Source organism: Alkanindiges illinoisensis DSM 15370 (assembly GCF_000619845.1).
GTDB classification, from domain to species: domain Bacteria; phylum Pseudomonadota; class Gammaproteobacteria; order Pseudomonadales; family Moraxellaceae; genus Alkanindiges; species Alkanindiges illinoisensis.
In genome coordinates this window covers 1,536,837-1,557,582 of sequence record NZ_JHUX01000003.1, presented here as the reverse complement: position 1 = coordinate 1,557,582, position 20,746 = coordinate 1,536,837, and the positions used below count along the sequence as shown (strand labels likewise).

Here is a 20,746-nt window from a genome sequence, read left to right as displayed (position 1 = left end):
AGATGTATTTAAATTAACAAGTATTGAGTAAATATTATGAAAGTAGATTTTACAGTTAAAGAGAAAGATGGTTTTCAAATAGGATCATTCTTTCAAATAGCACCGTTTGATGAAGTGACCAATCCTGATTTTGAAAAATCTATTGTTATGCACGAAGAGGCTTTTTCATTAATTAAAAGATTCTGGTTCGAGGGCGAGCATCCTTATGCACATTGGGGCACTACTTATTTGAATTTAGCAAAAATGAAAGTAATTAAAGAAAGATTGCAAGAATTCAGGGGAAAGATATTAGAGGCGTCTTTTTTACCTGCTCAACATATTCATTTAATGTTCAAAGACATCACAAAAGAAGTAGTAGAAAATTTTGAATCGTATAAAAGTGAAATTTTAAAGTTATTGTCTATAGTAATAAAATTTCTTGAAATAAATATACAAGATCAAGTTGATGGAATTTCAGTATATGGGGTTTAAGGATAAGCCAATGGAAGTATTGTTATACCAAGAAATTTTTAAAGTAGATGAATTAAACTTAACGCAAATGCTTGGCTCTACAGATGAGAAAGAGGTTATAAATGCTTTATTAGCATTGGTTTTATATGGTGAAAACGATTGGCAGTATAATCAAAGGATTTGTATGAATTTTCTTGAAAATAAAGTCTTGGCTATAGCCTCCATAGCAGTAATATGTTTAGGCCACATTGCCAGAAATCATAGTTGCTTGGATAAAAGAAAAGCAATTGATGCATTAAAGTGTAAGGCGAATAATTTTCCAAAATTAGCAGGAACAATTAAGGATGCTTTAGAAAATATTAATTTATATAAAATAATTTTTGTATCAATAAAAGCTATAATTTTTTGATAAAAAGGAAATGAATGAGTTTAAATTATTTCGAAGAAAACCTATTAGTTGATTTAGAAAAGAAAATTTGTTCTTCTGAGTTGCATATATTAGCCAGTAGTGAATCTTATTGTACAAACTTGGAAAAATACTATCCGATAAAACACAACCAAATTGACTGGGAAAAACTAAAAATATTTGAGAAAAGCTATGAAGAAAATTTAACGAAGCAATTAGAGATAGAAAGTTTTATTAAGTTTTTTAGGCTAATGTCCGAAAAATACCATTTAAATGGTGAGATCGTATGGGTAGGAGATAGTGCTACAGATTTTGCAATAAGCGGCAGTGTAGAGGTAATGATGAGTTGTTTAAATCGTATTCTGGAAATACCACAACATCATTATTTTATAGGTTCAAACTATACGTGGTGTTTGTGCTTTACCTTTGAAGGGGAGATGTTTTTTGGCGTTAAACCTGATTAATTTAAAGATACTTTCTAATATATAGCTATTTATTTCTTTAAGAAGAAGTACGCCCTGCGGGACTCGAACCCACGTCGGTCGCTTAGGAGGCAACTGCTCTATCCAGTTAAGCTAAGGGCGTATTAATTAGCATTAGTTACTTGCAAATGCTAAGCGCGAAATTAAACCATAAAACTCAGCTTTTTTCAGCCATCTTGCCGTATTTAGGCCAGATTTTAGTATGGCGGTTGATCATTCTGCTCTGAATGCTGATTCAAATTTTGATTTAAGCCCAGCGTTCTAAACAGCACATACATCAGGCCAATCCATACCGGAATCATAATCACCGATTCCTGAAAACCCTTTTGCCACATGATATACAATACTAACAGCACAAAGCCTAGACATAGCCAGTTGCTTAACGGGGCAAATAGAGCCGGATAGCTGGTAGCAATATTGTTGCGCTGCACAAATTTCCTGAAGTTCAGGTGCGTCAGGCTAATCATGGCCCAGTTGAGCACCAGCGCACCAATCACAATGTACATCAGGTGACTTAAGGCTTTTTCCGGTACAAAATAATTGAGTAGCACACAACCAAAAATCAGTACAGCCGACAGCAGGGTAGCGGTTACTGGCACACCCTGACGGTTCACTTTCAAAAACATTTTGGGCGCATTGCCCTGTTTTGCCAGACCATACAACATACGGCTATTGGCATACATGCCGCTGTTATAGACTGAAAGCGCTGCTGTTAAGATAATAAAATTCAGCAGGTTGGCAGCCCAGCCAATGCCAAGCTGGCTAAAAATCATCACAAAAGGACTTTTATCCAGACTGCCAATTTCCAGCTGGTTCCAGGGCACTAAAGACAGCAGCACCGTCAGCGAACCAATATAAAAAATCAGTACCCGGTACACTACCTGATTAATGGCCTTAGGAATGGTCTTTTGCGGGTCATCGGCTTCGGCAGCAGCCATACCAATCAGTTCAATACCGCCAAAGGCAAACATGATAAACGCCAGCATGTAAAACAGGCCATCAAAGCCATTGGGGAAAAATCCGCCATGTGTCCACAGGTTACTGATATGCGAGATTGAATCAGCAGGCGCGGTGAGCAGCAAATAGCAGCCAAACACAATCATGGCAATCACAGCCGCGACTTTAATAATGGCAAGCCAGAATTCCGATTCGCCGTAAAATTTCACGTTAGTTAAATTAATGCCAGTAATAATCAGGTAAAAAAACAAAATCGACAGCCACGACGGAATTTGTGGCCACCAGTAGTTAATGTATTTGCCTACGGCAGTCAGCTCGGCCATCGCTACTAGAATATACAAAATCCAGTAGTTCCAGCCAGCCAGAAAACCCGGAAACTTGCCCCAGTACTGATAGGCAAAATGGCTAAATGACCCGGCCACTGGTTCATGTACAATCATCTCGCCCAGCTGGCGCATAATTAAAAAAGCAATCAGGCCACCAATGGCATAGCCCAGAATCACCGATGGCCCGGCCGAGGCAATCACATCGGCGGAACCCAGAAACAGGCCAGTGCCAATAGCACCGCCCATGGCAATTAGTTGGATATGACGATTTTTTAAACCACGTTTTAACTGTGGTGCAGGGGAGTTGCTCACATGAATTCCTGAGGTGTACAAAAAGGCAGGTCATTAACCGGTTATGATAAACGGATTGATGGCGCTTAAACAGTACACTTTTGCATGATGGGTATTTGAAGAGGCGATATCAGCGTGACGCTATAGTTTTGACATGAAGTATTGTCAAAAATAAAAAACGCTCTACAATCAAACCCAGCTAGTCAACCTACGAATAAACCTGAACCAGACCTGACAGCCGGGCATTAACACAATAGTGAGATCATGATGAGTACCAGTACCAACAATGTCACCAATAGCACCACCATTGCCAGCACCTATAGCCTACAGGGCTTTAATTTTAAAAACCGTATGATCAAGGGCGCCATGAGTGAAGGCCTGGCCAATAAGGCTGGTGAGGTAAATGACAAGCATTTGAAACTGTATGAAACCTGGGCGCAAGGTGGGCTGGGCTGTTCCATCACTGGCAATGTGATGGTCGATATCAACGCCAAGAATGAACCCGGCGTAGTTGCTATTGAAGATGAACATGACCTGCCAGCCCTGACCCAGTGGGCCAATATTGGCAAGCAATACAACATGATCCAGCTGGTGCAACTGTCACATCCGGGCCGCCAGTGCCCGAAAGGCCTGAATAAGGAAACTGTAGCGCCTTCGGCCATTCCGTTTAGCCCGGCACTGTCTACTTTTTTTGGTACGCCACGCGCTTTAACTGAAGCCGAGATTTACGACATTATCAAGCGCTTTGGCAATGCTGCCCGAATTTGTAAAAAGGCAGGTTTTGAAGGCGTGCAATTGCATGGCGCGCATGGGTATCTGATTAGCCAGTTTTTATCACCCTTAACCAACCAGCGCACCGATCAATGGGGCGGCAGTATTGAAAACCGCATGCGCTTTTTGCTGGAAGTTTACCGTGAGGTGCGCAAGCAAACTGGCGACAACTTTATTGTGAGCGTCAAACTCAACTCGGCAGATTTCCAGCGCGGTGGCTTTACTGAAGAAGATGCCATTGCCGTGTTCCGTGCCATTGATGCAGAAGGCATCGACTTTATTGAAATTTCCGGTGGCACCTATGAAGCGCCTGCCATGGCTGGTGCCAAGCGCAAGAAAAGTGGTGAAGCAGTGAAACAAAGCCAGGTTAAACAAAGCACAGTGGAACGTGAGGCGTATTTCCTTGAGTTTGCCGAAAAAATCCGTCAGGAAGTAAAAACCGCCCTCATGGTCACCGGTGGTTTTAGAACCCGTCAGGGGATGGATGGTGCGCTGCAAAGTGGTGCCTGTGACTTTATTGGCATTGCCCGTCCGCTGGCAGTAGAAACCGATGCACCGGATCATTTGCTGGCCGGAAATGCCAGCGTGCGTTATGCGGTTAAACCAATTAAGACTGGCGTGCCCATGCTGGATAAAATGGCAGTGATGGAAGTGATCTGGTATGCGGCGCAATTCAAGGCCATTGGACAAGGCAAAAAACCTAAGCCCAACCTAAGTCCGCTATTGGTATTGGCCAATTATGCGCGTGGTAATATCAAGGCGGTTTTGCAGCGCCGTACCCGTTTGCGTGCCTGATATCTTGCTATAGCCCAAACTTAATTTAATCTTAAGTCAATAAAAACGGTACGCTTGAAGTGCCGTTTTTGTTTTTATAACTTCATTTTGCAAAAGGCTTCGGCTATTCTGCGTGCAATCTTTAGTTGCCATTTAACGCTTCAAGCTTTGTCTGGAATTTTGCATGCAACATTTTCGTTTTTCATTTATTTTTTCATTTGTCTGTCTGGGGCTAGCGTTCTGGTGGGGGCTGTCACACGGAACAGTCAGCACTGCGCTCTCGGCACTCGCTATTGTGGGCATTCTGGCTGTGATGGAAGTGTCGTTGTCATTTGACAATGCTGTGGTCAATGCTTCCATTTTGAAACACTGGGATCAGTTCTGGAAAACCCTGTTTTTAACAGTGGGGATGATTATTGCCGTGTTTGGCATGCGGCTGGTGTTCCCGCTAGTCATTGTGGCGGTAACTGCGGACATGGGCATGGTTGAAGTGGCCCAGTTGGCACTAAATGACCCCAAGACTTACTCTGCCAAATTGATGGAACATCATTCTGAAATTGCAGCATTTGGTAGCATGTTCCTGTTGCTGGTGTTTTTAAATTTCCTGTTTGATGCTGATAAAGAAGTGCACTGGTATCACTGGCTGGAAACCAAGCTTAGCATTCTGGGGCGCTCTGGCACGGCTGCCACACTGGTTGCCTTGCTTACACTCATTGCTGCACTGCGCATTGTGCCAGAAAACATGCAGTTTGCAGTGTTTCTGGCAGGAATTTGGGGCATTGTGGTCTATCAGGCGGTTGATTTGCTCAGCAGTATTCTGGAAGGTGAAAGTCATGACACCGAAGATGGTGTTGATATTGGCAAAGCAGTACAGCGTGGTGGCATTGCCGGATTTATCTATCTGGAAGTACTGGATGCATCCTTTAGTTTTGATGGCGTGATTGGCGCATTTGCCATTACCAGCGATGTGGTTATTATTATGCTGGGCCTTGCCATTGGTGCCATGTTTGTGCGCTCCATGACCATTTATCTGGTAGAAAAAGGCACACTGGATGAGTTTATTTATCTGGAACACGGCGCCCATTATGCGATTGGAGCGCTGGCCATTATTATGCTGATGTCCATGCACTTCCATATTCCAGAGCTGCTTACTGGCCTGATTGGTGTGGCATTTATTGGCTGGTCATTGTGGGCTTCTATCGTGCATCGTCGTAAGGCCAGTCACGACCTTGCAAATTAAAGTCCTGCAAGTTAAGGCCCAGCAAATTAATTAATGGTTGATTTAATTGATCGTTTTAAAGACTGGCTTAAGCTAGTGGATGACATTAAGTTGCGGGCTTTAGGCGATTGTGCCAAAATGCCTTTACAGATTATTGCAGCACGGTGTGAATGAACGCACTTGCTGCACAAGGGGAGTAGCCTCACCCACGCCAGCTATCGTCAATACACTTTATAGGTTGTACACAGCCATAAAGTCGGTAGATGGATATTGCAACTGGAGCAAAAGCGCTTCGGTTTGACAGTATAGGCAAGACCTTGACTCATGTTGTTTGACTTAATTGATCAGGCGGCAGGTCAGGGTTTTTTTATTCCTAAAAAGCAGGGCCTGTTGTCTAAACTGGAGGATCATTGTGGAATCCATTGGCAATTTCTGGCTTTATGCCATCTTCTTTGCAATTGTGGCAGTCATGCTACTGGTTGACTTTCTAGGCTTTAAGCAAAAAGACCCAGAATCAAATCAGCAACCGGTGCCTATCCGGCAGGCAGCGCTGTGGAGTGCCGCGTGGGTGGGTGTGTCCGGCCTGTTTGCAGGGGGCTTGTGGTGGTATTTGAATGGCGAGGTTGGTACTGCCATTGCCAATCAGAAAACCCTTGAATTTGTGACCGGCTATTTGCTGGAAAAATCGCTGGCCATTGATAACGTGTTTGTCTGGCTGATGATCTTTGCAGCCTTTGCAGTACCGCCAGCATTGCAGCGTCGTGTGCTGTTATATGGCGTGCTGGGTGCAATTATCCTGCGCACGATTTTTATCTTTGCCGGGGCCTGGCTGATTCAGGAATTTTCGTGGATTCTGTATGTGTTTGGCGCATTTCTGGTGTACACCGGTATCAAGTTCCTCAAAGGCAGTCATGACGATGAGGCCGATATCGAAAACATGAAACTGCTCAAGTGGCTACGTGGTCACATGCGTATTACACCAACCCTGCGCGAGGGCAAGTTTTTTGTGCGGGAAAATGGTCTGCTCTGGGCTACGCCGCTGTTTGTGGTGCTGATTCTGGTTGAATTTTCCGATGTGATTTTTGCGGTGGATTCAATCCCGGCCATTTTTGCGGTGACAACTGATCCATTTATTGTGTTAAGCGCCAATCTGCTGGCCATTCTGGGCCTGCGTGCCATGTTCTTTTTGCTGGCTGGTGCAGCAGCCAAGATGCATTACCTGCCATATGGCCTTGGCGTGATCATGACGTTTATTGGTATTAAGATGCTATTGCTGGACGTGTACCATGTGCCCATTGCGGCGTCTTTAGGCTTTATTGGCGTGGTGCTGGCCATTACGGCATGGTTGTCATGGCAATATGCCAAAAACAATCCAGAAGCGCAGGTTTAATGCCAAGATAAACTGAAAAACCAGAAAATGCTAAGACAATGAACCGGGCTTCTTGCTACAGGCAGCATAAAGTCTGTTGACCAAGCTCGGTAATTTAAAGCGAATGTTGGCGAGCCATGCTGAAAAACGCATGGCATTTTGATCCACCCAGCGGTAATACAGTTCAGAAAAAATAATGGTTGCTGCAATTACCACTGCACAAGTGAGCAGGGCATTGGCGGCATAGCTCAGGTGGCTAGCGTGATGCAAATAATTAAACAAGGGCAGACCAACCACATAGATCAGCAATAAGTGGTTGAGATAAGCTGCAAAGGAAATTTTCCCTAAATAAACCGGTATCCGTGTGGAAAACAGGCTGGCCAGTTTTTCATTCATGAGTATGGCTGCAACGACCAGCGGCCCAGCCATGAAGTTAAGAATATTATAGGTGCGGTGATCCAGCCATGGATTTAGCCATGCATAGGACGGACTGTTATCATGCACACCGGCACAGTACAGGCCAAGTGTCAGCAAGCCAAACGCAGTAAAATTGCCAAGCTGGTGAAACCTGAAGAAACACAGCATTCCCAATAAAAAGCTGAGCATTTCCAGATTATTTTCTACAATATCCAGCCAGGATGCCTGTAGCAAGTCAGCCAGGTGAAAAGGCATCATGCGAAGCAGCAGATAACTGGCAACCAGCACGAGCGGCAGTACGATAGACCATGTGATTTTTTTGCAATGCGTATAAAGCAGCGCAAACACCAGCAGCGATCCCACCAGTTCAAATTTCATGGTCCACAGCACCCAGTTATACTGGCTCCAGCCATACCAGAAAGTACGCACCACGCCATCAAAAAAGGCATTGCTTAACGGCCCCGGATTTTCTTCACCCAGCACATCAATCCATTCGGAAATATCCTGACCCGATGGCTGCAGATAATGAAACGCTAGCCATAACAGTAAGCATGACCCGAGCGCAGGCAGCATCAGGCGGGGAAAGCGTTTAATCGTCATGGACTGGATTTTTTGCAGCGGATCCCGGCTATTCATAATGGCATAGCTCAGCACATAGCCACTCAGCACAAAGAAAATATAAACCGCTGCTGTGCCTGAATAAAAAAATGCAAACGGGGAATGGTGAATGGCCAGCTCTAAGGAATGAGCAGGCAAGCGATAGTGGTCAAATGAATGCAGATAAGGGAAAAATGACAATGATAAATGAGAAAACACCACCATAAAGCAGGCGATACCCCGGATTCCTTCTGCGGCGGCGACTTTATGCAGCATGTAAAACTCAACACTCATTTGTGGCTGAGCGCATTGTAGGGATTCAGGCTGCATGCCGTATTATAGTTTTGTTACAAACCTGTCAGTTGTCCAAATGCAGCAGCTAAAAAGTTAGCAATTGAAATCAAAATCCGGAACACTAAAATGCAAAAAGCCCAATCATAATTGACTGGGCTTTTTGCAAGTTTGCCATCCTGACAGACAGCAAAATCGAATATGGCGTCCCTACGGGGATTCGAACCCCGGTTACCGCCGTGAAAGGGCGATGTCCTAGGCCTCTAGACGATAGGGACGAGGCGTTTGGCGTGCGCACATATTAGGGATTCTGCTCTGTAGTGTCAAGCAGCATCTGCGGCCAACTGTTCAAAATATGACAAAACAGTTCAGCCGTTTTTTGCGTGTCATACAGCGCAGAGTGGGCTTCCTTGCCATCAAACTCAATGTTGGCAGCACGGCAGGCACGCGCCAGGACAGTTTGCCCATAGGCAACAGCGCCTAAGGTCACAGTATCCAGTACTGAAAAACTATGAAACGGTGTCTGGTTCTTGGTGCCTGTGCGTGCAACTGCGGCTTGCAAAAAGCCCAGATCAAAGTGCGCATTGTGACCAACCAGTATGCAATGGGTGCAACCTTGCTCACGACGAATTTCGGTTAGGCGTTTAAAAATGCGCTTTAGTGCCAGTTTTTCATCTTCTGCAATGGCCATGCGCATGGGGTTAAACGGGTCAATGCCGGTAAAATCCAGTGAGCGACGATCGAGCCGTGCACCCTCAAACGGATGTAGATGGGCATGCAGGGCTTCTCCCGGCATAAACCGGCCTGCTTCATCATAAATGATGGGAATGCAGGCAATTTCCAGCAAGGCATCAGTTTGTGCATTAAAGCCAGCAGTTTCAACATCGACCACTACCGGCAAAAAGCCGCGAAAGCGCTGGCCAATGATGGGCTGGCCATCCGGCAGCGTGGTCATTTAATACTCCACGGCAGTGTTTCACCAGCACGTAAAGGCACCAGCGCCTGATTATCCATGTACGGATAGGAAGCCGGCACCTGATAATCCTGTTTAATCAGGGTAATGGTTTCGGTGTTACGCGGCAGGCCATAGAAATCTGCCCCAAAGTGACTGGCAAAACCTTCCAGTTTGTCCAGACGACCCGCTTGTTCAAAAGCTTCAGCATACAGTTGCAGGGCAATCGGCGCCGTGTAACAACCGGCACAGCCACAGGCATTTTCCTTTTTGTCCTGTGCATGTGGTGCACTGTCGGTGCCCAGAAAGAACTTGGGATTGCCGCTAGTGGCTACTTCCAGCAGGACGGTCTGATGTTTTTGGCGTTTTAGGATCGGCAGGCAATAAAAATGTGGACGTATCCCACCAACCAGCATGTGATTGCGGTTAAACAAAAGATGTTGCGGCGTAATGGTTGCAGCCACGTTGCGGCCTTGTTCCAATACAAAGTGCGCTGCTTCACTGGTGGTAATATGCTCCAGTACCAGCTTGAGCTTGGGAAACTGCCGTAGCATGGGCGCAAGTACTTCATCCAGAAAACGTTTTTCACGGTCAAAAATATCCACATGATTATGGGTGACTTCGCCGTGCAGCAATAACGGGAACTGGTGCTCCTCAAGCTGCTCAATCACCGAATATACTTTGCGAATATCACTCACGCCATTTTGTGAGTTGGTGGTGGCACCTGCCGGATACAGCTTGATAGCCTGCATGAAATCAGTGGCTTTGGCTTTGGCAATTTCCGAGGCCGGAGTTGCATCAGTAAAGTACAGCACCATGCGCGGATCAAAAGCACTGCCTTGAGGTGCATGGGCTAGAATTCGGTCACGGTAGGCAGCTGCTTCCTCAACGGTGCGAACTGGCGGCACCAGATTTGGCATGCAAATCAGTCGATTAAAATGCTGGGCAGCGGCTGGCACCGTATGCGCAAGTGCAGCACCGTCACGCAGATGAATATGCCAATCATCAGGACGGGTGATGGTAAGAGTATTCAAAGTTCAACATCTTTGCTTAAAAACCCAATGATAATTCAATTATCGAAATGACGGAATGACTTGCAGGAAGATATCTAGTCTTGATAGTGTGAACCTATATTTGAATAAATGCTCAAATATAAAATTCACATAGGGAACATGTGATGGCTAAAGTATTAACGTGTATGACAACGAGAGCTTAAGTGATTAAACCTGCTACTGCTGCCTTGCCCGAGGACATGCTTCAAGAGGATCAGTTTATCCGCAAGCTGCTGGCAGACCGCCGGCGGATTAGCCGCCCTTTTCCGGAAAGTTTAGAGGCCCTGTTCTGGCAATCACTGGCCCAGCGCTCACTGCAAATGATCCGCAATATTGCGACGCTGGGTGTACTTATTTATTTTGTGGTTGGGTTAATCACTTTTCCCAGTATTTATTTAATTGCTGATGAGTCGCATCGCCTGCATGACATCCTGATCTGGTTTCTCATGTATTTAAATGGTGCAGTGTGTCTGGCAACCCTGCCAGTCATTGCCAGTATTCCCGGTTTAACGCCCTATTTTCAGCGTTTTATTATTGGGGTCAGCTTTATTGGGATTTTCTTTAGCAGTTTTCTAACCGTACAGTATGAAGAACCTCGCCTAACCCAGCAGGGTGGGTATATTGTCGTGTTTGTCTACATGCTGATTTATTTTCTCACTGGCACTCGCCCTTTAATTTTATGGATTACCTGTCTGATCGCAGGATTGCTGCCATTGCCAATCCTGTGCTTGATGGGAGAGAAATTTGATCCGATGCTGTATTTTTATTCAGTCATCTTCAGTAATTTTATTGGATTTTTTGTTAGCCAGAGCATTATTGGCAAGGAACGTATCAGTTTTCTGCAAGCCCGCCTATTAGAGCTAGATAAGCTGCACTCCAAACTGATGAGCAATGAACTGATCCGGCTGTCCAATGAAGACCCGCTGACCAGTTTGTATAATCGCCGCTATTTTAATGAAGCCATCCATACGGAGTGGGATCGGGCAGAGCGTTCCGGTGAGCCATTGTCACTGGTGTTTGTCGATATTGATTGCTTTAAAAACTACAACGATACCTATGGTCATCTTAAAGGGGATGATGCACTGGTTAAAGTGGCACAGGTACTTAAAAATCACATGCGCCGCAGCTCGGATATGGCAGCGCGGTATGGCGGCGAGGAATTTATCCTGCTGTTGCCAAATACCCCGTCCAGTGGGGCACAGGTCGTTGCCAATAATATTATGAAAGCTGTCGATGACCTAAAGGTTGAACACAGTGCTTCACTGATTGGTAAATATTTGACCCTGAGTATTGGTGTAGCCACCTGGTCTGGTGAAGCTGATATGACCGAAACCCAGTTGATTGCGCATGCTGATTCAGCAGTATATCAGGCAAAATCAGATGGTCGTCATCTGGTACGGGTCTTTGGTGAAAGCCTATAAATAGTAAACCCGCTTAAAGCTAAAACTAAGGCCAGCTTTAAGCGGGTGATTACCACAATAAAAAAACTTATTTCTTGTTTTTAAGCTGCGGAATGGCAGAACCCTGACCAATCGACAGTAAGCCAGCCTGCGTATAAACGCCCAGCTTGGCACGTGTATCAGTAATATCCAGATTGCGCATGGTGAGCTGGCCAATACGATCCATTGGTGTGAACTTGGAATCACCTTTTTCCATGGTGAGGCGTTCAGCTTCATAGGTCAGGTTAGGTGATTCGGTGTTCATGATGGTGTAGTCATTACCACGGCGTAGTTCAAGTGTAACCTCACCGGTAATGGCTTTGGCCACCCAGCGCTGGGCAGTTTCACGCAGCATTAGCGCTTGCGAATCAAACCAGCGGCCCTGATATAGCAAGCGGCCTAGACGCAGGCCATTAATACGGTATTGCTCAATGGTGTCTTCGTTATGGATGCCAGTCACCAGACGCTCATAGGCAATGTGCAATAGCGCCATGCCCGGTGCTTCATAGATCCCGCGCGATTTTGCTTCAATAATGCGGTTTTCAATCTGGTCAGACATGCCCAGACCATGACGGCCACCAATACGGTTGGCTTCTAAAATCAGATCAACCGGATTGCTAAAGGTCTGGCCGTTTAAGGCAACTGGCATGCCTTCTTCAAAACGCACCGTCACTTGTTCTGGCTTAATTACCACGTCATCTTTCCAGAACGCCACGCCCATAATTGGCTCAACAATCTTGATACCTGCATTCAGGTACTCAAGATCTTTGGCTTCGTGCGTAGCACCCAGCATGTTGGAATCAGTGGAGTAGGCTTTTTCTTTTGACATCTTGTAGTCAAAGCCGTTGTCGATCAAAAACTGCGACATCTCGGCGCGGCCACCCAGCTCATCAATAAAAGTCTGATCAAGCCATGGTTTATAGATTTTCAGGTTAGGATTGGTCAGCAGGCCATAGCGGTAAAAACGCTCAATGTCATTGCCTTTGTAGGTTGAGCCATCGCCCCAGATGTTGACGTCATCTTCTTTCATGGCGGTAACCAGCATGGTGCCAGTTACTGCGCGGCCCAGTGGCGTGGTATTAAAATAAGGTACACCACCTGTGCTGATGTGGAACGCACCACACTGAATTGCAGCAATGCCTTCAAGTGCCAGTTGCAAGCGGCAATCAATCAGATGTGCTTTGACCGCACCATAGCTGGTTGCTTTTCTGGGAATGGCATCATAGTCATCTTCATCAGGCTGACCCAGATTTGCGGTATAGGCATACGGCTCTGCGCCTTTTTGCTTCATCCACAATAAAGCTGCCGAAGTATCCAGACCACCAGAGAAAGCAATACCAACTTTTTTGCCTACTGGTACATTCTGCAAGATTGTTGCATTATCAGACATTGCGAATCCTAACGTCATAAAAAAAAGACACCCGTTGGGGTAGTCTTGGTGAGTTTGTATTGGCCATTGGCCGCATTATATCACTTTTCATTCAACTGTTTTTACGAAAAATAATCTTAAACACCAGGCAGTCTGACAAAGTGCTTTTAGGCCACTATCAACAGAAAGCGCTAACTGTGTATACAGATTGTAGTTAACCAAGTCATAAAATGAATCGACACAGTTAAAATGATGCGTAGTTTTTTGCCAGTTCTGGTGACAAAAATAACTTATGCTGAAATTAGACTATACTTGAGCGTACAAAATCAGTGTTTTAGTTTGACATTAATCCCTTGGGTTTCAATAGCAGTAAAAAATGCGTACTTCGTTTTGGCACAATTTATTCTGGCGCAGTCTGGTCATTATTTTTCTGATCCTGGCATTTATTGGTGCATTGCTGCCGGGCTTGCCCACCACTGTTTTTTTAATTCTGGCGGCTTGGGCAGCGTCCAAAGGCTGGCCAGCACTGGATCATTGGCTCACCAGTCACCCTAAATATGGGCATCTGATTCGTGAGTGGCGTGCGCATAAAACCATTCCACGCAAGGCCAAGGTGATTGCGACACTCATGATGCTGACCAGTGGCAGCCTGATGTGGCTTACCAACGCGCCGTTCTGGGTAAAGGTTTTTACCGATATTGTGATGCTAATGGTGGCCGTGTGGATGTGGACGCGCCCTGAACCCAAGCGTGAACTCATGGTGCTTACTCCAGCCAAACCCAATAACGATACGCCACCAGCGCCAAAACTTTAGACTTAAAATCATAAGTGCAACATTAAAAGAGGTATTTATAAACATTGCTGCATCAATGAATCTCTTAAGAAAGCTGTACTCAAGGGAAAAGAATCATAATCATCGAGCATAAAGATAATGGGTTGAATACGCATCCAGTAAAAAAATCAGTAAACTGTTAGCAAAATTTAAACTCAAAACTTTAATCTCCAAATCAGCCTCACTGCATGCTAGGCTGTAGCAGCTTATATCGTTATTCAGGTTTACAGTTGAGCACCATGTCCAAGCCCTATATTCAGGTGGATATCTCTACCCAGCAACTGCATTTTTTTGGTGAAGTTCAGCGCAGCTATAGCATTTCAACGGCATTAAATGGGGTGGGGGAGCAGGAAGGCAGCGGCTGCACACCGCGCGGCCAGCATGTAGTCAGTGACAAGATTGGCGCAGGACAGCCCATCAATAGTGTGTTTGTCGGGCGTGTGCCAACGGGTGAAATTTATACGAATGAACTGGCGGAGCAATATCCGCAACGTGACTGGATTTTAAGCCGGATTCTATGGCTGTATGGTATTGAACCGCAGTTTAATCAGGGGACAGGTTGCGATAGCCATAGTCGCTACATTTATATTCACGGCACGCCAGACACAGAGCCCATGGGCATTGCACGTTCTCACGGCTGTATCCGGATGCGTAATAGCGATGTCATTGAATTATTTGATCTGGTAGAAGTGGGAACGCGGGTGGATATTTTTGAGCAACTTGATGATTCATTGCGTAATTTAATTTTTAACGAAAACATATCAGGCAAAAATTGCTTGTAAATTGGATATATAGCGTCTTAAAAAAGATCAAATATTCACCAACTTAAGCCGGATGAGCCAATTTTTGGACAATCAGCTGCAAAATTTCAAAAAAAGCGGAAAAGCGTTTGACAGCTTATCTAGATTCTCTATAATGCACCCCACAACGCGATGAAGCCTGGCTTTATAGTGTTGTGATAGCTTTAATCTTGCGCTCGGGCAAAACGTTGTTTTGCTTTGTCATCGCTCAGGGCGTTTAGCTCAGTTGGTAGAGCAGCTGCCTTACAAGCAGCGGGTCGGCGGTTCGAGTCCGTCAACGCCCACCATGTTAAAGTTGTTATGTAAAAATAACGCGATGCAGCGGTAGTTCAGTCGGTTAGAATACCGGCCTGTCACGCCGGGGGTCGCGGGTTCGAGTCCCGTCCGCTGCGCCATTTCCTCTGAAATAGAGGGCGTTATCCCAAGTGACAATGCTTGTAACAAGCACTTGACTGAATGCAAGTAAACATTCAAACGCACCAGTTTACCCCATTGGTTGCGATAACGCAGCGGTAGTTCAGTCGGTTAGAATACCGGCCTGTCACGCCGGGGGTCGCGGGTTCGAGTCCCGTCCGCTGCGCCATTTATTTTTAAGCAAATCTTAGATTTGTTTCTTGTGCTCAAAATTTTGAGTGGCAGACTGATGCGTAGATGCATAGACTACGCACTCACGTTGTTCGTTTGACTTGCGCTTTTTTAAAGCAGTGCTTTAAAAAATCTCAGGGCGTTTAGCTCAGTTGGTAGAGCAGCTGCCTTACAAGCAGCGGGTCGGCGGTTCGAGTCCGTCAACGCCCACCATATTTCTGTTGGAAATAAAATGAAACCGCGCTTTTTAGTGCGGTTTTTTGTTTTTTGGTCAATGCTATTAAATCTAGATTTTTTAAATTTAAACTTGTTCATTCAAGCAACTAAAGTAAAGCTTAAAATTCTTTTTAATAATGCCTTACTGGAAGAGTCACGATGAAACCCAATATGCTATTGTTGCGTTATTGAAAGTATTTAAATAATTGAATAAAGAAATGGAAATTCATATGAAGACAAATATTTTAGGGGTTATGGTTATGTTAGTGCTGGCTCAGTCTGCCGAAGCCAGTAGTGTTTATAAATGTACCACCAGTAAAGGCACGATTTATCAGGAAGCGCCCTGTGCTGTAGGAGCCTCGTCAAAAACTAAAACTGGGACAGCAAATGCTTCAACCCAGAAGGTGATGAGTTCATCCGGCTTAACCAATGAAACCATGTCAATGGAGTATGATCGCTGTCTGGCGTTTCAGGGCATTATGAAAAGTATGTTTGTTAGAAAAGGCTACAAGGTATTGTCTGATACCCAAACAGCAAATATGTCAGTACTCAAGTATTGTCTGGATGATGGTACGGCCATTGTGACCTGCAATAAAGACACGCGAACCATGGTAGAAACGCAGACGCATAATATGAATGGCTGTAAATAATACGTCTTGAATGAATTTGGGTAATTTGTATTGTTTTATCATGAATAACTTTCAAGATAATAAAAAGCTCCTGAATTGAGGAGCTTTTGAAAAATAAAAATTAACAACGGCCCTTTTTAGCCTGACCAGGTGGGCAAAATCTACCATCATGAGGATGACTACCATAAGTGCGATCAGGGTCAATCACGACGCTGCCATCAGGTGTATGTACTGCACAGCCTGTTGCCAATAGAGCAGTAGCAATAGCCGCACTAATTACTTTCAATATGTTTGATAGCATAATTTTCTCCAATAATTGTTTTCTATAGCATAAAAGAAACGCTTTATTAATCATGAATAATTTTGTATTAGGCGAAGCATTGGTAAGTAATAAAATAGGTTTGCTATTAATATTAGAGCTTATTTTTTAATCAACAGGAGACTTATTAGTATGCTAAGTCTCCTGATTTATAACTATGTACTGTGTTCAATACAGCAATGATTTGCTTTAATCCTCAACCGTGGTGTTGACATCAACCAGACCGGATTTTTGACCCCACCATACCAGTCCTACAAGCAATTGACGCTTGTCATCCACAAAAGCCGGTTTTTTACCTTCAAAAATATGTCCTGCAAACTGAAAACCCCAGCCTACAGTGAACATGGGCACAGCAAGGGGCAGGCCAATGATAGTGGCGCCGATAGGTAGCGATGCTGCAATCAGGGGAATACCAATTTTATGGCAAAACTGGTTACGGGGATTCTGGTGATCAGCCTTGTAGCTTTTGAGCAGGCGGGTCCATTCTGCATTGAGGGTAATTTTCATGGTTGATACTCCATCCGGATTATTTACTGGATAGCTTACGCTCACTCCATCGTTGACACTATCAACTAGGCGACAATCTTTAACTGGGCAGCAATCTTTCGTATGATTAAAGTATGGGTTTAATCCGGCAAGACAATACATGACCATAGCGCCTGATATCAGTACACATGAGATGCAGCAGCTTCAGCAGGGCCAGTGGTTTCATTCATTGCCAGCGTATGTTCAGCAGCAGTTATTAAGCCATGCCAGAATTAAACATCTAACAGCCCAGCAATATTTGTTTTATCGTAATGATGCCTTTGATGGTCTGTATTGTGTGCTGGAAGGGGCGTTGCGGATTAATAGCCATAATGAGCAAGGCAAGGAAGCATTGCTGGCGGTGATTGAACCTTGTAACTGGTTTGGCGAGATTGCGCTGATTGATGGTTTGCCACGTACCCATGATGCCGTGGCCGAAAAGCCCAGCAAGCTACTATGGATATCACCTGCTGCGCTGGAGCAGATGTTGCAGGACAATCCGCTATGTTGGCGTTATATGGCGCAGTTAAGCACCCAGAAAATCCGTTTTACCTTTGCCAGCCTTGAGGAAAATGCCTTGTTTCCGGCATTTAAACGCTTGGTGAGTCGGTTGATTTTAATTGCTGAAGGCTATGGCGAGTTGAGCCAGAACAGCCGCCGGGTGCTGAATTTGCCGCAAGAGCAGTTGGCCAGTATGCTGGCAATTTCACGCCAGACCACCAACCAGATTTTAAAACAGCTGGAAATGCAGCAACTCATTCGGGTGGACTATCGGGAAGTGGAAATTCTGGATTTAGCAGGCTTAAAACAGCTCAGCCAGAAAATATAAAAGCCCGTCGCTTGGACAGGTGTTATACAAAATTCCATTCAAGTTTTGCTTTAAAGTCTATTAATAAACATCACGGCGATAACGGCCAGCTAAAGTGAGTTGTTCCAGCGTCGCGTCGCCCAGAATCTGAATCAAGGCTTCATCTACCGCTGGGGCCATGCCATCAATACTGCCGCAGACATAAATGGATGCGCCCTGTTCTACCCATTGCTGCACCTGTTCTTTTTGCGCCAGCAGGCAGTGCTGCACATAGCGGCGTTCGGGCTGGTCACGTGAAAATACCAGATCCAGAGTATGCAGATGCTGGTTAATGTGCCATTGCTCCAGTTGCTGGGCAAAGAAATAGTCGCGCTCACGCTGGCGTTCACCAAAGATTAGCCAGTTACGGTTAAAGCCATGCAGGGCACGATATTTTAAAATGCTCATCAAACCAGCAATACCAGTGCCATTGCCAATCAAAATAACCGGACGGTTGTCATCGGGCGCATGGAAGCTTTCATTACTACGGATACGCAGCAAAATATTCTGGCCTACCGCGGCATGGGCAGTGAGCCAGCCAGAACCTAGTCCTAAATTTAGGCCATTAGCAATTTTGTTCTGGCGCACCACCAGACTTAAATAGCCATCTTGCGGAATAGAGGCAATGGAATATTCACGCCAGGGAAGGGGTTGAAGTTGTTCCAGCCATTCCTGTACTCCAAATTTTTGCGGTACGCTGGCTGTTACATTGAAACCTAGGTTTAAGTAACGCAGCGCTTTAAACAGAGGCATCTGTTTGCCATGAAGTTGTACCTGACTTTCTGCATGCAGTTCATGCTTTGCCAAAAAGGCGGTAATAATGTCATCACTGTTACCGGGCTGGATTTCTGCAATATCACCGGCATTCCATAAGGCATCATGCTGGGCAACCAGCCGGATTTCAAATGCCGGTTCACCTAGACTACCGGGATTAAGCACTTCACGGCTTTGCAGTTGCCATTCATCAAACACCTTGGTAATCACCATGCTATCAAGGCGGGTGTGCGTTACGCTGCTTAAAGCATCATGCCAGCGATTAAGGTCAATATTGCTGCCATAGTTCACTTCAATACAGTCAAACAGACGGTTGGCACTGCCATCCTCCAGCCATTGATCCAGTTGCTTACCAAAGGCGCAGTAAGTGGCCTGATATTCCTTGTCACCCAGTGCCAATACCGCATAGCTAAGCTGACTTAAATCAGCAGGCTGCGCCAGATATTTTTTGGCAAACCCACGCGCGTGATCCGGTGGTTCGCCTTGTCCATACGTACTTACTACAAACAGGGCAGTGGTGGCAGTTTTTAACTGGTCAATCCCAAGCTGATCCATGCTAATCACCTGAGCAGGGATATTGGCCTGTTGCAGGCTCTGGGCCGTACGCCATGCCACTTGTTCGGCAAAACCAGTCTGGCTGGCATAAATCACTAGCCACGGCGACTGGCCATTTCCAGTCAGCGGTGACAATTGCTGGGCGGCAAGGGTGAGTTTCTTTTGCTTGCGGCGCTTGAGATACAGCATCCATCCTGTAATAAAAAACAGCGGCATACTGAGGGCAGCCAGCATGGTCAGGAACTGCCAGACTGGGCCAAAGAAGCTTCCCCGATGCACTGGCAAAATACTGCTCATGATTTTTTCATTCAGAGCTTTGTCTTTATAAAAACTAAGCTCCTCAATTTTTTGCTGGGCCAGATTATATTTTAAGGTATTACGCGCACGCTCATGCTGTGGCACGGCATCTACAAAAGACACTTCCAGCGTATTGCCTTTTTCTGGCAGGCGGAAGGTGGCTGTAGAGTAGCTTTTCACAGTCTGGTTAAACACCTGCCAGCCCTGATTTAATGCCTGATCAGGATTTATTTCAGGCGCTTTGAGTCCTTTGCTGCCCCGGCTATTGGCGGGTACGCCATCCTGTGGTGCACGCATTGCACGTTCAACATTGAGCTTGGGCTGTTCGCCAGCTCCCGGCCCTCTTGGCCCGCCTTGTGGTTTTGGTGGTTCAACACCCATCACGTTATAAGCAGCAGTGCGATACCAGTTATAAGACCAGGTTAAACCCGTTAATGCCAATAACAGGTAAAATACCAGTACCCAGGTGCCAACAACAGCATGCAGGTTCCACAAAAAGCTGCGGCCTTTTAAATTCTTTTTAACCACCAGCCATTCACGGGCAGAGCTTTTCTTGGGCCAGCGTAAATACAGGCCACTGAAAATAAAATAAATCAGGATAAGAGTACTAATACCCGTAAGCTGCTTGCCAAATTCCCCCATGGTCAGGCGGCGGTGCAGGTCTTCAATAAAATGAAAGAATGCTTCACTGCTGGCTTCTGGCAGGCGCTCGGCGGTATAGGGATTGACATTGTAAGTCTTGCCCCGGCGGCTACCCGGCGCTGCCACATTCACACTTGCAGCTTCGGTTTTTGAAGCGGCTACGGTCACGGCATTGATGGCCTGATCAGGATATTGGCGCTGATAGGCTGCATAAAGCTGGGCAGGGCTTAGCACTGTACCCGGTTGGGCCTGTACCACAAAGCTGTCAGGATTTAGGATTTTTGTGATGGATTCTTCATAGGAATAAATGGCACCGGTTACGCCCATAATAGCCAGAATCAGGCCTGCACTAATTCCAAAAAACCAGTGCAACTGGAATAGAATTTTTTTTAGCATAACTTTTTAAACCTAATCATCGACGAATTCAGCAACCTAAAAATTAGGCAAATTATAGCGGAGTCAGTGAAAAATTTAACTGAGAATGATTAAAGTTTTCATTTATTTTTTAAAAAATATTAAGTACCGGTGTAAGAGTTTAAAATCTTTGGAAAATCCGTAAACAA

Annotated in this window: 19 protein-coding genes and 6 tRNA genes; 15 read left to right on the top strand and 10 right to left on the bottom strand. The window is 45.4% G+C overall.

The features are described 5' to 3' along the window. Positions 1 to 36: 36 nt before the first annotated feature. The 3 genes from Q337_RS0107770 to Q337_RS0107760 are packed head-to-tail and all read left to right on the top strand — an operon-like array spanning position 37 to position 1,320. Positions 37 to 471: a hypothetical protein gene (locus Q337_RS0107770; RefSeq protein WP_026471116.1), complete on the top strand. Its 435-nt coding sequence runs from the start codon at positions 37 to 39 to the stop codon at positions 469 to 471. A gap of 10 nt (positions 472 to 481) precedes the next feature. After that, complete coding sequence (locus Q337_RS18335) at positions 482 to 859, top strand: hypothetical protein (protein WP_156935734.1); 378 nt, start codon at positions 482 to 484, stop codon at positions 857 to 859. Positions 860 to 873: 14 nt separating this feature from the next. After that, positions 874 to 1,320, top strand: a complete 447-nt coding sequence (locus Q337_RS0107760; protein WP_026471115.1) for a hypothetical protein — start codon at positions 874 to 876, stop codon at positions 1,318 to 1,320. Between the two features lie 48 nt (positions 1,321 to 1,368). On the opposite strand, the gene Q337_RS0107755 is transcribed toward Q337_RS0107760, so the two are convergent. Then, positions 1,369 to 1,441: transfer RNA gene (locus Q337_RS0107755), tRNA-Arg, on the bottom strand. Positions 1,442 to 1,535: 94 nt separating this feature from the next. Then, positions 1,536 to 2,933, bottom strand: a complete 1,398-nt coding sequence (locus Q337_RS17120) for an amino acid permease (RefSeq protein ID WP_051526658.1) — start codon at positions 2,931 to 2,933, stop codon at positions 1,536 to 1,538. Positions 2,934 to 3,263: 330 nt separating this feature from the next. On the opposite strand from Q337_RS17120, the gene Q337_RS0107745 reads away from it, so the two are divergent. The 3 genes from Q337_RS0107745 to Q337_RS0107730 all read left to right on the top strand — a co-directional run bounded on the left by Q337_RS0107745 (position 3,264) and on the right by Q337_RS0107730 (position 7,066). Beyond that, entirely contained in the window at positions 3,264 to 4,478 is a 1,215-nt protein-coding gene (locus tag Q337_RS0107745) for an NADH:flavin oxidoreductase/NADH oxidase family protein (protein ID WP_051526740.1), read from the top strand. A 163-nt stretch (positions 4,479 to 4,641) separates the two neighbouring features. After that, positions 4,642 to 5,697, top strand: a complete 1,056-nt coding sequence (locus tag Q337_RS0107740; RefSeq protein ID WP_026471113.1) for a DUF475 domain-containing protein — start codon at positions 4,642 to 4,644, stop codon at positions 5,695 to 5,697. Between the two features lie 391 nt (positions 5,698 to 6,088). After that, entirely contained in the window at positions 6,089 to 7,066 is a 978-nt protein-coding gene (locus Q337_RS0107730) for a TerC family protein (RefSeq protein WP_026471112.1), read from the top strand. A gap of 30 nt (positions 7,067 to 7,096) precedes the next feature. On the opposite strand, the gene Q337_RS17115 is transcribed toward Q337_RS0107730, so the two are convergent. From Q337_RS17115 to pyrC, 4 genes are all read right to left on the bottom strand, one after another. After that, complete coding sequence (locus Q337_RS17115) at positions 7,097 to 8,335, bottom strand: acyltransferase family protein (RefSeq protein ID WP_169733749.1); 1,239 nt, start codon at positions 8,333 to 8,335, stop codon at positions 7,097 to 7,099. A gap of 217 nt (positions 8,336 to 8,552) precedes the next feature. Then, positions 8,553 to 8,628: transfer RNA gene (locus Q337_RS0107720), tRNA-Glu, on the bottom strand. 23 nt (positions 8,629 to 8,651) lie between these two features. After that, positions 8,652 to 9,305 (bottom strand): ribonuclease T, encoded by a 654-nt coding sequence (rnt, locus tag Q337_RS0107715; protein WP_026471111.1) that lies wholly within the window; start codon positions 9,303 to 9,305, stop codon positions 8,652 to 8,654. Continuing rightward, positions 9,302 to 10,336 (bottom strand): dihydroorotase, encoded by a 1,035-nt coding sequence (gene pyrC / locus Q337_RS0107710; RefSeq protein ID WP_026471110.1) that lies wholly within the window; start codon positions 10,334 to 10,336, stop codon positions 9,302 to 9,304. The genes rnt and pyrC overlap by 4 nt, the downstream gene beginning before the upstream one ends. Before the next feature lie 182 nt (positions 10,337 to 10,518). Between pyrC and Q337_RS0107705 the strand changes: the two genes are divergently transcribed. Continuing rightward, the gene (locus Q337_RS0107705; protein ID WP_026471109.1) at positions 10,519 to 11,775 is read left to right on the top strand and encodes a GGDEF domain-containing protein; all 1,257 of its coding nucleotides are present in this window, start codon (positions 10,519 to 10,521) and stop codon (positions 11,773 to 11,775) included. Positions 11,776 to 11,842: 67 nt separating this feature from the next. On the opposite strand, the gene argG is transcribed toward Q337_RS0107705, so the two are convergent. Further along, positions 11,843 to 13,183, bottom strand: a complete 1,341-nt coding sequence (argG, locus tag Q337_RS0107700) for an argininosuccinate synthase (RefSeq protein ID WP_026471108.1) — start codon at positions 13,181 to 13,183, stop codon at positions 11,843 to 11,845. Between the two features lie 355 nt (positions 13,184 to 13,538). On the opposite strand from argG, the gene Q337_RS17110 reads away from it, so the two are divergent. The 7 genes from Q337_RS17110 to Q337_RS0107665 all read left to right on the top strand — a co-directional run bounded on the left by Q337_RS17110 (position 13,539) and on the right by Q337_RS0107665 (position 16,245). Then, positions 13,539 to 13,976, top strand: coding sequence for a YbaN family protein (locus Q337_RS17110; RefSeq protein WP_051526656.1), 438 nt, complete (start codon positions 13,539 to 13,541; stop codon positions 13,974 to 13,976). A gap of 257 nt (positions 13,977 to 14,233) precedes the next feature. Then, on the top strand, positions 14,234 to 14,776 hold the full coding sequence (locus Q337_RS0107690; RefSeq protein ID WP_034279683.1) for a L,D-transpeptidase: 543 nt from the start codon (positions 14,234 to 14,236) through the stop codon (positions 14,774 to 14,776). A 229-nt stretch (positions 14,777 to 15,005) separates the two neighbouring features. After that, positions 15,006 to 15,081: transfer RNA gene (locus Q337_RS0107685), tRNA-Val, on the top strand. 31 nt (positions 15,082 to 15,112) lie between these two features. Further along, positions 15,113 to 15,189, top strand: a tRNA-Asp gene (locus Q337_RS0107680). A gap of 111 nt (positions 15,190 to 15,300) precedes the next feature. Continuing rightward, positions 15,301 to 15,377 (top strand) — tRNA-Asp (locus Q337_RS0107675). Between the two features lie 139 nt (positions 15,378 to 15,516). Beyond that, positions 15,517 to 15,592 (top strand) — tRNA-Val (locus tag Q337_RS0107670). A 233-nt stretch (positions 15,593 to 15,825) separates the two neighbouring features. After that, positions 15,826 to 16,245 carry a DUF4124 domain-containing protein gene (locus Q337_RS0107665; protein ID WP_169733748.1) on the top strand — a complete coding sequence of 140 codons (420 nt, stop codon included), beginning with the start codon at positions 15,826 to 15,828 and terminating at the stop codon, positions 16,243 to 16,245. 100 nt (positions 16,246 to 16,345) lie between these two features. Here the strand turns inward: Q337_RS0107665 and Q337_RS18615 are convergent, their stop codons facing one another. Both Q337_RS18615 and Q337_RS0107660 read right to left on the bottom strand, forming a co-directional pair. Beyond that, positions 16,346 to 16,525 (bottom strand): hypothetical protein, encoded by a 180-nt coding sequence (locus Q337_RS18615; protein ID WP_084494751.1) that lies wholly within the window; start codon positions 16,523 to 16,525, stop codon positions 16,346 to 16,348. Between the two features lie 207 nt (positions 16,526 to 16,732). Continuing rightward, positions 16,733 to 17,050, bottom strand: a complete 318-nt coding sequence (locus Q337_RS0107660; protein WP_051526654.1) for an Mpo1-like protein — start codon at positions 17,048 to 17,050, stop codon at positions 16,733 to 16,735. A 139-nt stretch (positions 17,051 to 17,189) separates the two neighbouring features. Here Q337_RS0107660 and Q337_RS0107655 point away from each other — a divergent pair, with 139 nt between their 5' ends. After that, positions 17,190 to 17,897: a Crp/Fnr family transcriptional regulator gene (locus tag Q337_RS0107655; RefSeq protein WP_228133095.1), complete on the top strand. Its 708-nt coding sequence runs from the start codon at positions 17,190 to 17,192 to the stop codon at positions 17,895 to 17,897. A 60-nt stretch (positions 17,898 to 17,957) separates the two neighbouring features. On the opposite strand, the gene Q337_RS0107650 is transcribed toward Q337_RS0107655, so the two are convergent. Next, a complete protein-coding gene (locus tag Q337_RS0107650) occupies positions 17,958 to 20,579 on the bottom strand; it encodes a PepSY domain-containing protein (protein ID WP_026471103.1) in 2,622 nt (873 codons plus the stop codon). Positions 20,580 to 20,746: the final 167 nt, after the last annotated feature.

Bases quoted from the DNA above. Each gene is read 5' to 3' on its own strand.
- Q337_RS0107770 (WP_026471116.1), top strand. From the start codon at position 37: ATGAAAGTAGATTTTACAGTTAAAGAGAAAGATGGTTTTCAAATAGGA.
- Q337_RS18335 (WP_156935734.1), top strand. From the start codon at position 482: ATGGAAGTATTGTTATACCAAGAAATTTTTAAAGTAGATGAATTAAAC.
- Q337_RS0107760 (WP_026471115.1), top strand. From the start codon at position 874: ATGAGTTTAAATTATTTCGAAGAAAACCTATTAGTTGATTTAGAAAAG.
- Q337_RS0107745 (WP_051526740.1), top strand. From the start codon at position 3,264: ATGATCAAGGGCGCCATGAGTGAAGGCCTGGCCAATAAGGCTGGTGAG.
- Q337_RS0107740 (WP_026471113.1), top strand. From the start codon at position 4,642: ATGCAACATTTTCGTTTTTCATTTATTTTTTCATTTGTCTGTCTGGGG.
- Q337_RS17115 (WP_169733749.1), bottom strand. From the start codon at position 8,335: ATGCTGCATAAAGTCGCCGCCGCAGAAGGAATCCGGGGTATCGCCTGC.
- rnt (WP_026471111.1), bottom strand. From the start codon at position 9,305: ATGACCACGCTGCCGGATGGCCAGCCCATCATTGGCCAGCGCTTTCGC.
- argG (WP_026471108.1), bottom strand. From the start codon at position 13,183: ATGTCTGATAATGCAACAATCTTGCAGAATGTACCAGTAGGCAAAAAA.
- Q337_RS17110 (WP_051526656.1), top strand. From the start codon at position 13,539: ATGCGTACTTCGTTTTGGCACAATTTATTCTGGCGCAGTCTGGTCATT.
- Q337_RS0107690 (WP_034279683.1), top strand. From the start codon at position 14,234: ATGTCCAAGCCCTATATTCAGGTGGATATCTCTACCCAGCAACTGCAT.
- Q337_RS0107665 (WP_169733748.1), top strand. From the start codon at position 15,826: ATGAAGACAAATATTTTAGGGGTTATGGTTATGTTAGTGCTGGCTCAG.
- Q337_RS18615 (WP_084494751.1), bottom strand. From the start codon at position 16,525: ATGCTATCAAACATATTGAAAGTAATTAGTGCGGCTATTGCTACTGCT.
- Q337_RS0107660 (WP_051526654.1), bottom strand. From the start codon at position 17,050: ATGAAAATTACCCTCAATGCAGAATGGACCCGCCTGCTCAAAAGCTAC.
- Q337_RS0107655 (WP_228133095.1), top strand. From the start codon at position 17,190: ATGACCATAGCGCCTGATATCAGTACACATGAGATGCAGCAGCTTCAG.
- Q337_RS0107650 (WP_026471103.1), bottom strand. From the start codon at position 20,579: ATGCTAAAAAAAATTCTATTCCAGTTGCACTGGTTTTTTGGAATTAGT.